We start from the raw sequence: 11,426 nt of genomic DNA, 5'->3' as shown, positions 1-11,426 counted from the left end.
CGCCATGGATGGCGCCATCGAGCCCCCATGGATGGGTTCACGGCGTGTCCTGCCCACCCACACCGCCTCGCCCAGCCAGCAGTAACCCAGAGCCGCTTTGGCTTCTGCACTTGCACTTGCACTTGCTTGAAAAAAGCGGTGCAGCCGCAGGCTGCAAAACACCCTCAATCCTGATCGTGCGCGCGCGCGGCCTCGGCCTGGGTCTCCTCCTGCGCCGCCATCTCGCGCGCGATCCACGCATCGATCATGTGCCGCTGGCGCTGCGCCTGCCGCCGCTCACGCGTGTACTCCTGGTCGAGCACGCGGTACAGCGACACCATCACCAGCACCATCAGCAGCGCGAATGGCAACGCCGCAATCGTGATCATGCCCTGCAGTGCATCCAGGCCACCGGCCAGCAGCAAGGCCGCTGCGATCAACGCCACCGCGATGCCCCAGGCCAGCTTGCGCTTCAACGGAGGATCGCCTGCTTCGTCAGTGGACATGCTGGCCAGCACCAGTACCGCCGAGTCGGCCGAGGTCACGAAGAAGATCATCAGCAGTACCAGTGCGATGCAGGACAGCAGCAGCGGCAGCGGCATGCTGTCGAACAACGTGAACAACACCGTCTCGTAGCCATTGCCCAGCGCCTGCACCAGGTCGGCATGGCCGAAGATCTGTGCCCACAAGGCCGTTCCACCGAAAACGGCGAACCAGAAGAAGCCCAGCAGGGTTGGTGCCAGCACTACGCCGATCACGAACTCGCGCACGCTGCGGCCACGCGAGATGCGTGCGATGAACGACCCCACGAACGGAGCCCAGGAAATCCACCAGGCCCAGTAGAAAATCGTCCAGTCGGCCACCCATGTGCTGCCGGAGAACGGTGACATGCGCAGGCTCATCGTCACCAGTTGGTTGAGGTAGGAGCCCAGCGTGGTGGTGAACGTATCGAAGATGAATCCGGTCGGCCCCAGCACCAGCAGGATGGCGGCCAGCAGGGCAGCCAACGCCAGGTTGAAATTGGACAGCCACTTCACACCTCGCTCCACGCCACTGGCGGTGGACGCCATATACAGCACGAAGGCGATGGCGATGATGGTCATCTGCACCGGGACCGTAGCTTCCAGGCCGAACACGCGTTCCACGCCCGCGGCGATCTGGATGGTGCCGAAGCCCAGCGTAGTCGCGACACCGATCGCGGTGGCGACCACTGCAGCGATGTTGACCACCCTACCGATCCAGCCGCGATGGTGGCGGCCGATGATCGGCTGCAGCATGTCGCTGACCAGGCCGCGGCCGTTGCGGTTGAACTGGAACCAGGCCATTGCCAGCCCGATCAGCGCATAGATGGCCCACGGGTGCAGGCCCCAGTGGAAGAATGCATAGCGCATCGAGGCGCGCGCCGCATCCAGGCTCTGCGGAGCAAGCCCTTCCGGTGGCTTGCTGAAGTGCGAAATGGGCTCGGCGGCGCCCCAGAACACCAGGCCGATGCCCATGCCGGCGGCGAACAGCATCGACATCCAGCTGGCTCGCGAGAACTCGGGCTCGGCGTCCTCGCCACCGATGCGCAGGTTGCCGAAGCGACCGAAAGCCAGGTACATCAGGAACACCAGTGCCAGGAATACCACCAGCAGGTACAGCCAGCCGACGCTGCGGATGACTTCTGCCAGCATCGACTGCACCACGGCATTGAAGGGGCCTGGTGCAATACCGGCAAGCAGCACCAGCAGCAGAACCAGTGCGATGGAAACGCGAAACACCATGAAGGAGCTTCTCCGATCAAGGGATTGAGGGGAGCGAGCAGAGCTTGCAGCGAAGGACCGGCGGCATGCAGCGCGAACCGGGCAGGGGCCGCGTCGGCGGCGAAGGACGCATCGGTCGCTGGAGGGCGACGGACGTGCACGTTACTGAACGCGACGTCATGGTTCTGTTAACGAACAACGATCCGGATCAGATCCGCTTTCCACAGGAAAGCGGATCTGACCGCGGGGGCAACTCCCGGAGCGGGCGCTCTATGCTCTAATGCACAGCAAGAAGCGGGGGTACCGCGGCCATGTGGCCACGGTTGAGACAGTCCCTTGGAACCTGATCCGGCTCATACCGGCGTAGGGAAGCTTTGCAGTGCAGCCGTGCCCGGACACCGCCCAAGGACCGTCCGTGCGCGGTCGCAGTGCGCCGCCGCTTCGTCCCTGACCTTCCTGGACGATGCCCGATGAACGCACAGCTCTCCGCCCTGCAGCAACAGGCCCAGCAACTCTCCGAATCCGTGACCCGGCCCATTCCCGGCTCGCGCAAGATCCACGTACCCGGTTCGCGTCCGGATCTGCAGGTGCCGATGCGCGAAATCGCGTTGACCCGCACGCCGACGCTGTTCGGCGGCGAAGAGAATGCACCGGTCACGGTCTACGATACGTCGGGCCCGTACACCGATCCGGACGCGCGTATCGATCTGTCCGCGGGCCTGCCGGCGCTGCGTCGTGGCTGGGTGGAGGAGCGCGGCGATACCGAACAGCTCGACGGCCTGAGTTCGTCGTTCGGCCGCGATCGCGAGCACGACCCGAAGCTCGATGCTGTGCGCTTCCCCACACGCAGCCTGCCGCGCCGTGCACGTGCAGGCGCGAACGTCACCCAGATGCACTATGCGCGCCGCGGCATCATCACGCCGGAAATGGAATTCGTCGCCATCCGCGAAAACCAGCGGCTGGACGCGATCCGCGATGCCGGCCTGCTGCAGCAGCACCCGGGCGAGGCGTTCGGCGCCTCGATCCAGAAGATCATCACGCCGGAGTTCGTGCGCGATGAAATCGCCCGTGGCCGTGCGGTGCTGCCCAACAACATCAACCACCCGGAAAGCGAGCCGATGATCATCGGCCGCAACTTCCTGACCAAGATCAACGCCAACATCGGCAACAGCGCGGTGTTCTCGGGCATTGCCGAAGAGGTGGAGAAACTGGTGTGGGCGATCCGCTGGGGTGGTGACACCGTGATGGACCTGTCCACCGGCAAGCACATCCACGAAACCCGCGAGTGGATCATCCGCAACTCGCCGGTGGCGATCGGTACCGTGCCGATCTACCAGGCGCTGGAGAAGGTCGACGGCCGCGCCGAAGCGCTTACCTGGGAGATCTTCCGCGACACGCTGATCGAGCAGGCCGAGCAGGGCGTGGATTACTTCACCATCCACGCCGGCGTGCTGCTGCGCTACGTGCCGCTCACCGCCAAGCGGGTCACCGGCATCGTCAGCCGTGGTGGTTCGATCATGGCCAAGTGGTGCCTGGCGCACCACAGGGAGAATTTCCTCTACACGCACTTCGAAGACATCTGCGAGATCATGAAGGCCTATGACGTGACCTTCTCGCTGGGTGACGGCCTGCGCCCGGGCTGCATCGCCGATGCCAACGACGCGGCGCAGTTCGGTGAGCTGGAGACGCTGGGTGAGCTGACCAAGATCGCCTGGAAGCATGATGTGCAGACCATGATCGAAGGCCCCGGCCACGTGCCGATGCAGCTGATCAAGGAGAACATGGACAAGCAGCTGCGCGAATGCGGCGAAGCGCCGTTCTACACGCTGGGGCCGCTGACCACCGACATCGCGCCGGGCTACGACCACATCACCAGCGCGATCGGTGCGGCGATGATCGGTTGGTTCGGCACGGCGATGCTCTGCTACGTGACGCCGAAGGAACACCTCGGCTTGCCCAATCGCCAGGACGTGCGTGATGGCATCATGGCCTACCGCATCGCCGCGCATGCGGCCGACCTGGCCAAGGGCCACCCGGGCGCGCAGGTACGCGACAACGCACTGAGCAAGGCGCGCTTCGAGTTCCGCTGGGAAGACCAGTTTCACCTTGGCCTGGATCCGGAGAAGGCCAGGGAGTTCCATGACGAAACGCTGCCGAAGGATGCGCACAAGCTGTCGCACTTCTGCTCGATGTGCGGCCCGCATTTCTGTTCGATGAAGATCACCCAGGATGTGCGTGACTACGCCGAGGCCGGCATGAAGGAGAAGTCGGAGGAGTTCCGCGCCGCGGGTGCCGAGGTGTACCACCAGGGGTGATGCGCAGACGGTGGTGCCGGCCAGCGGCCGGCACTACCGCTCATCACGCCGCTCCCGGCTATCCTCCGCCCATCATCCCGGGGAAAGGACACCATGCCTGTTGCCATGACCACCCGCTGGCTGGCCATTGCCCGCCGGCATCCTTCGGCCTGGTTGCTGGGCGCGCAGCTGCTGGCGGTGCTGCTGTATCCCGCGCTGGATGACACCGCCGCCGGCCGCGCGGCACTGGGCATGTTCGGCATGGCGGTACTCGGCCTGGCGCTGTGGGTGGTCCAGCGCAGCCCGCTGGGCACCTGGCTGGCGCTGTTGCTGGCCATTCCCTCGGTGGTGTTCTCGTTGGCAGGCGCATTGCTCGAGCGCACCGCATTGCTGACCACCGCGCAGGTGCTGGAGAGCCTGCTGTACTTCTACACGGCTGGCGCCCTGATTGCCTACATGCTCCAGGACCACAAGGTCACCCGCGACGAACTGTTCGCAGCAGGCGCAACCTTCACCCTGCTGGCGTGGGCGTTCGCCTTCGCGTTCGCAGTGTGCCAGCAGTGGTATCCGGGCAGTTTCCAGGGCACCGGCGGGCAGGCGCAGCGCAGTTGGATGGAGCTGCTTTATCTCAGCTTCAGCTTGCTGTCTGGAGTCGGCTTGAGTGACGTGGTGCCGCTGCATCCACAGGCACGTGCACTGGTCATGCTGGAGCAGTTTTCCGGCGTGATGTACGTGGCTTTGGTGGTTTCGCGGCTGGTCGGATTGACCATGTTGCGGCGCATGTGAAAATGAACGCCAGATAAAAATTTCGCGCCCAAGAGGGCGCGAATGATGTCGCGAATTATGTGAATGCGTCGGCGAGAGAGAGCCTGATGTCGACCACGCGATAGGCGAGGTAACTTGCATAGGCTAGTATTCGCGCGCTCGATTGTTTTTGCGGTATGCGCCGATGCTTTGTGCGGAGTCTGGCTTTTCGCTGTTCCCAGGACGGGACCGTAACGAAGGCAAACACTGCCCGGGACCTGTCTCTACTGTGTAGCAGAAAATGAACAGCAGCGAAATACAGCCACCCGTGTCCGATCGGATACGGATAGGAGAGTGCATCGTCACTCTGTCCTCGCGCGAAGTCGAGGTCGTCGGTGCGCGTCGTCCGCGCCGGCTGACGCCGAAGGCGCTGGGCGTGCTGCGCGTGCTGCTGCGGCAGCCGGGCCGTGTGGTCACCCGCGACGAGTTGTTCGCCGAGGTGTGGCCGGACACGCTGCCGACCAACGATGTGCTGACCCAGGCCGTTACCCAGCTGCGCAAGGCGTTCAGCAACGACGACGACAGCGGCCAGGCCTACATCGAGACCATTGCCAAGACCGGCTATCGGCTTCTGGTACCGGTACAGGCGCTGGACGATGCGGAGCCGTCGGCTGCGGGCTTGCCTGACGACGAAGGTGTGGACGTGCAGCCCGCACTCGCCGCCGCTGCGGTGCTGCCCGCGCGCGCGCAGGAATCGCGCCGCCGCTGGCGCCATGTCCGCCGCCGCGTGCTGCTGGCGCTGGGCGTGTTGATGCTGGCCACGCTGCTGGTGATGACCACGCTGCTGCTGCGCCGCGCACCGGCCAGCAGTTCGCCGGTGGAGGCCGCCGTGGAGAACGGCACGCGGGTGATCGGCAGCCCCCAGCGTCCCTATCGGTTGATCACCGCAACCAGCGGCTTTGAAACCTATCCCACGCTGTCACCGGATGGTTCGCTGGTGGCCTATGAAGGCGCCAACGAAGATGGCAACGGCGGTGGTGCGATCAAGGTACAGACCTCCGGCAACGCGCCGGCGCGCCAGTTGCTGGCGCCGCCGGCCGGTGCCGTCGATCGATTCCCGAACTGGTCGCCGGATGGTCGCGAAATTGCCTTCGCACGGTTCTCTGCCGACGGTGGCTGCCAGGTGCTGATCGCCAGCGCTACTGGTGGCGCACTGCGCCAGGCCACGCGCTGCGATGGCACCGAGCTGCTCAGCTTCGACTGGACGCCCGATGGTCGCGGCCTGGTGTTCGGCAGCATGGTCGGGCGCTACGCGCACCGTGGCATCCGCGTGCTGGACCTGGCCAGTGGTCAGTGGCGCGCGCTGGCGTACAGCGTCGACCAGGACGACTTCGACTACGCACCGCGTTACTCGCCCGATGGGCAATGGCTGGTGTTCGTGCGCAACCCGCAGCTGGGCGATCTGTGGCGGGTGCCGGCCGCGGGCGGTACGCCCGAGCAGTTGACCAACGAGGCGGCAGAGTTGCGCGGATGGGCCTGGCTGGACGATGGCCGCACCATCGTGTTCGGTCGCCGCGTCGACAGCGAGGCGCGGCTCTATTATCTGGACGTCGAGCGGCACACGCTGCGCGATGCCGGCCTGGATGATGCGCAGTGGCCCGCCGTGTCGCGACGTGGTGGGATGCTGGCCTTCGTCCACCGGCGCGCGCAGTTCGGCGTGTTCAAGGTGCCGGTGCAGGGCAGCGGCGCGCCCGAGCGCCTGTTTGCATCCAGTGGCCGCGATGGGCAGCCGATGGCAGCGCCCGATGGCCGCCAGCTGGTCTTCACCTCGGATCGCTCCGGCAGCTTCGCCCTGTGGTGGGCGGACATGCAGCGGCCGGATTCGCTGCGCCCCATTGAAGGGCTGCGGCCGGAAGCGCGGCAGGCACCGGACTGGTCGGCCGACAGCCGCCAGCTGCTCGTGGTCGGCCGCGACGCGCATGGGCGCACGGTGGTCTACGAGATCGCGCCACGCGATGAACGCCTGCAACCTTTGCCGGTCCCGGCCGAACAGCCGCTGCAGGCCCTGTATGGCGCGTCGCCGGAGCAGTTGTTCGTGGTCGAGCGCGATGCCGACCAGCGCACCCGGTTGAGTCTGTTCGACCGCAGCACCCAGCCCTGGCGCCGGTTGGCCAGCATCGAAGGGGTGTCGCAGGCGCGCTTCGACCGCAGCAGTGGCCGCGTGTTGTTCACCCGCCTGGCCGCCGGTGGCCTGTGGTCGGCCGATGCCGCGTTGTCGTCGGGCAGCGTGCAGCAGATCAGCGATGACCGGCCCAGCCGCTGGCGATACCGGGCCTGGACCGTGGCCGGCAACAGTGGCGTCGGTTACCTCGGCACTTCGAGCACGTGTGGCACCACCTTCGTGCGCATCCTGCCCGGCCGCGAGGAGCCGGAACGCTGCCTGGATGCGGAACGGCTCAGCGCCGGCAACGGACTCAGCGCCAGCGCTGACGGGCGTGACCTGTTCGTGGCGATAGCGGTCAGCGATGGTGCCGACATCGGTGTGATGCGGTTGCCCGAACGCCCCCCCGCGCTGTTCCCGGCGTTCTCCAAGTTATTGTTTTTCAGGGGAAATGGGCCTTCGTAATTTCTTCGTCGGGATCTCGTCGCGAATTCGTGGCGATCTCGTCGGACTTTCCTGACGCGGTGCCGCCTGATTAGGCAAAACGGAGTCCTGTACTAGGCAAATCCGTGGTGCCCCCATGCGTCAACTCTCGCTGGCCGATCGCGGCCAAACCGTCTCCCTGGACCGGTCGCTCGACGATGTCACGCCGACCTGCCTGGGCGTGGCCCGGCTGGGCAGCCTGCAGACCGCCGGCTCCAGCTTCACTGTCTGGATGCAGGTGCGTGGCAGTTCGTGGGTGGAGGCCAAGGAAGGACGATTCCGCCTGCGCCAGGGCGAGTGGATCGCCTTCGAGAAGGAATCGCGGCCGTTGGTGCAGGCCGGTCGCAACGGGCTGTGCGTTGGCCTGAACCTGAACGTTGAAGCGCTTCGCGTGCTGACCGAGATGGCCGACTGTGGCCTGTATGCCGGTCGTGGCCGCATGAACCGCAGTGACGCCCGCGTTGCGCTGCGCTTGTGGCGCGATGCGCTGGCCAGCGGCCAGCCGGCCCAGGCCTTGCGTCCGTTGCTGCTGCACCTTGCTGGCCTGCAGCGTGGCCTGGCCGACAACGTGCAGCGCTGCCCGGGCCGCTCGCGCAGCCGCAAGCGTCAGGTGTTCGGCCGCATGCAGCGTGCGCGCCTCTATCTGGAAGGCAACAGCCACCGGGTGGTGCGCATCGGCGAACTGGCCGAACTGACCAACTTCTCCAGCTGGTACCTCTCCAAGACCTTCCAGAGCCTGTACGAGGAAAGCCCGCAGTCGCTTTCGGCACGACTGCGCCTCGAACGCGCCGCCGACCTGCTGCGCGACACCGACATGATGGTGGGCGAGGTCGCCGCCGCCAGCGGCTTCGACAACTGCTGCAGCTTCGCGCGTGCGTTCCGCGCCCGCTACGGCCAGTCCGCGTCGCGCTTCAGGGAGAACGGCGGCTTGCTCCCGCCACAATCCGCAAAGTCTCCGGTTGGTTCGCGCAAATACAGCGCTGCAACGCAATCGTAACGTGCTGGGGTGTTTTAACACGCTGCTAACACGTACCTTGGAGAGATAGATGAACGTTCGTAATCCCGCAGTGCGGTTCGGCTTGCTGCCGGCCGGCATTGCGCTGGCGCTGGCGCCGGCCTTTGCTTCGGCTCAGGAAGCAAAGGGCACCACCGACCTGGACCGCATTTCGGTCACCGGCTCGCGCATCCGCGGCGCCTCGGTGGAGACCCAGCAGCCGATCCTGACGATGACCCGCGAATCCCTGGAAAAGCAGGGCTTCTCGAGCGTCGCCGACGTGCTGAACAACCTGACCTCGGCCGGCTCCCCGGCCATCTCGCGTTCGGAGTCGCTGGCTTCGGGCGAGAACGTGGGCGGCTACTACGTCGACATCCGCAACCTGGGCGCCGAGCGCACCCTGGTGCTGATGAACGGCAAGCGCCTGGGCGCTTCGACCTCGGGTCTGCAGGACCTGAGCCAGATCCCGATGTCGGCCGTTGAGCGCATCGAGATCCTGAAGGACGGCGCCTCGTCGATCTACGGTTCCGACGCCATTGCCGGCGTGGTCAACGTGATCACCCGCAAGAACTTCGACGGCGGCGAAGCCAATGTCTACGTCGGCCAGTACGGCAAGGGCGACGGCGACAGCGAAACCTATTCGATGACCCTCGGTGCCCGCGGTGAGCGCGGCAGCCTGACCCTGTCGGCCGAGTACTCGAAGCAGGATCCGGTGTGGGCCAAGGACCGCTGGTACAGCCGTGACGGCTCGCTGGGTCCGAACTCCACCTCGGCTGATTGGAGCCCGATCAGCCAGAACGGCAGCTGGTGCAACCCGAAGCTGTACGACTGCAGCAAGTCGAGCGCGGTGTGGCAGACCCTGAACCCGGGTGGCAATCCGAAGAACCCGAACGACTACCACGCGATCACCGAAGACGAGTTCGCCAACTCGAACGAGCAGATGACCCTGCTGACCGGTGTGAAGCGCAAGTCGGTCTACATCAACGGCACCTACGACTTCACCGATTCGATCAGCCTGAACACCGACGTGCTCTACAACGAGCGCCAGACGTTCCAGCAGATCGCCGGCTATCCGTACCAGTCCGCTTCCAAGTCGATCAACACCCCGCTGTCGGCAGACAGCGCCTTCAACCCGGTTGGCCAGGACGTCAGCTTCCGCCGCCGCCTGTGGGAAGTGCCGCGTACCACTGACAGCCAGCTGAAGACCCTGCGCTTCGCTCCGACCCTGACCGGCTTCTTCGAGCTGGGTGGCAAGACCTTCGACTGGGATGTCGGCGCGCTGTGGAACCGCAACGAGTCGATCAAGAGCAACCGCGGTGACATGAGCCTGATCGGCGCGCGTCAGGCGCTGGGCCCGTCGTTCATCGATGCCGGTGGCGTTGCCCGCTGCGGCACCGCCGCCAACCCGATCCTGGGCGATTGCCGTCCGTGGAACCCGCTGCTGCCGTACGGCGTTGAGGGTCAGGGCTCGCTGGCGAACCAGGAGCTGCAGGACTTCCTGTTCCCGACCTTCACCACCCGTGGCGTCACCAAGACCACCAGCTTCACCGCCAACCTGTCGGGCGCCATCGTGACCCTGCCGGCCGGCGACCTGGGCTTCGCCCTGGGTGTCGAGCACCGCAAGGAAGAAGGCAGCTACGTGCCGGACGCCTTCGCACAGTCGGGCCAGTCCACCGGCCTGGGCCAGAAGCCGACCCGCGGCCAGTACGATCTGAACGAGGTCTACCTCGAACTGAACGTGCCGCTGCTGGCCGACATGGCCTTCGCCAAGGAACTGACCCTGAACGTTGCCAGCCGTTATTCGGACTACAGCAACTTCGGTGGCACCACCAACAGCAAGTTCGGCCTGACCTGGCGTCCGCTGGATGAACTGCTGGTCCGCGGCACCTACGCCGAGGGCTTCCGCGCTCCGACCATCAGCGACCTGTACGGTGGCCTGAGCTCGAGCTTCGAGTCCTACATCGATCCGTGCGGCGTGAAGGCTCCGGGCAGCGTTGCAGGCAATGCCGCGTGCTCCGGCGCAGGCGTGCCGGCCAACTACGTGCAGCTGGGCCAGGCAGGCAAGGAATGTTCGACCCTGCCGTGCCAGTCGGGTGACCAGTTCATCTCGGGTGCCAATCCGAACCTGAAGCCGGAAACCTCCAAGAGCACCACCTTCGGCCTGGTGTGGAGCCCGCGTTGGGTGCAGGGCCTGGACGTGTCGCTGGATTGGTACAAGTACGAAATCAGCGACATGATCATCGCTGACAGCGTCGACCGCATCCTGCGTGACTGCTACGTGCTGGGTAACGCTTCGCGCTGCTCGAGCGTGACCCGTGCGGCTGACGGCCACGTCAGTGCGATCACCTACGGCACCGCCAACCTCGGCAAGATGGAAACCCAGGGCTACGATCTGGGCATCAAGTACCGCCTGCCGGAACTGGCCATTGGTCAGTTCAGCATCGACTGGCAGACCAGCTACACCGCCAAGTACGACGAGCAGCGCCAGAACAGCGCGGGCGACAACATCATGGTCGGCCGCGTCAGCGAGCCGGGCCTGTTCCGCGTGCGTTCGAACCTGGGCGTCAACTGGCAGTACGGCGATTTCGGTGTGAACTACACCGCGCGCTACTACTCGGGCATGAAGGAAAGCTGCATCTCGCTGGCTGACGGCTGGTGCGATGCTCCGAACCACATGGCCAACGGTGAGACCGATCCGCTGCGTCACACCGGTTCCAACACCTTCCACGACCTGCAGGTCAGCTGGAAGGCGCCGTGGGATGCGACCATCGCCCTGGGCGCGAACAATGTGTTCGACCACAAGGGTGCCCTGCAGTACTCGGCTCCGAACTCGGCGTTCGCCTACTACGGCGGCTTCGACGTGGGTCGCTTCCTGTACATGAAGTACACCCAGCGCTTCTGATCCATCGAAGTGCGGTAGCAACAGAAGGAGGGCGGACCGCAAGGTCCGCCCTTTTTTTTGTAGGGGAATTCCGGAAATTGTTGGAAGGTGAGCGCAGTCACGGTCCCGTCGTGTCGTAATCAACACA

At 65.3% G+C, this 11,426-nt stretch carries 6 protein-coding genes and 1 riboswitch; of the genes, 5 read left to right on the top strand and 1 reads right to left on the bottom strand.

Annotation, left to right across the window (positions count from 1 at the left end; all coding sequences use genetic code 11):
* Positions 1 to 164: 164 nt before the first annotated feature.
* Positions 165 to 1,742 (bottom strand): BCCT family transporter, encoded by a 1,578-nt coding sequence (locus AC5JLE_RS12610; protein ID WP_049408706.1) that lies wholly within the window; start codon positions 1,740 to 1,742, stop codon positions 165 to 167.
* 265 nt (positions 1,743 to 2,007) lie between these two features.
* Positions 2,008 to 2,109: riboswitch (TPP riboswitch) on the top strand.
* A gap of 82 nt (positions 2,110 to 2,191) precedes the next feature.
* Between AC5JLE_RS12610 and thiC the strand changes: the two genes are divergently transcribed.
* From thiC to AC5JLE_RS12585, 5 genes are all read left to right on the top strand, one after another.
* Positions 2,192 to 4,036: a phosphomethylpyrimidine synthase ThiC gene (thiC, locus tag AC5JLE_RS12605; protein ID WP_496065336.1), complete on the top strand. Its 1,845-nt coding sequence runs from the start codon at positions 2,192 to 2,194 to the stop codon at positions 4,034 to 4,036.
* Positions 4,037 to 4,129: 93 nt separating this feature from the next.
* On the top strand, positions 4,130 to 4,801 hold the full coding sequence (locus AC5JLE_RS12600; RefSeq protein WP_014648329.1) for an ion channel: 672 nt from the start codon (positions 4,130 to 4,132) through the stop codon (positions 4,799 to 4,801).
* A gap of 259 nt (positions 4,802 to 5,060) precedes the next feature.
* Positions 5,061 to 7,385: a winged helix-turn-helix domain-containing protein gene (locus AC5JLE_RS12595; RefSeq protein ID WP_496065335.1), complete on the top strand. Its 2,325-nt coding sequence runs from the start codon at positions 5,061 to 5,063 to the stop codon at positions 7,383 to 7,385.
* A gap of 115 nt (positions 7,386 to 7,500) precedes the next feature.
* Positions 7,501 to 8,400, top strand: a complete 900-nt coding sequence (locus AC5JLE_RS12590) for a helix-turn-helix transcriptional regulator (protein ID WP_032955994.1) — start codon at positions 7,501 to 7,503, stop codon at positions 8,398 to 8,400.
* 49 nt (positions 8,401 to 8,449) lie between these two features.
* Positions 8,450 to 11,299 (top strand): TonB-dependent receptor plug domain-containing protein, encoded by a 2,850-nt coding sequence (locus tag AC5JLE_RS12585; protein WP_014648326.1) that lies wholly within the window; start codon positions 8,450 to 8,452, stop codon positions 11,297 to 11,299.
* The last annotated feature ends 127 nt before the right edge of the window (positions 11,300 to 11,426 follow it).

The sequence above is a fragment of the Stenotrophomonas sp. genome (genome assembly GCF_059505245.1).
Note: the sequence above shows the minus strand (reverse complement) of the source record. Positions and strands in the feature narration are given on the sequence as shown.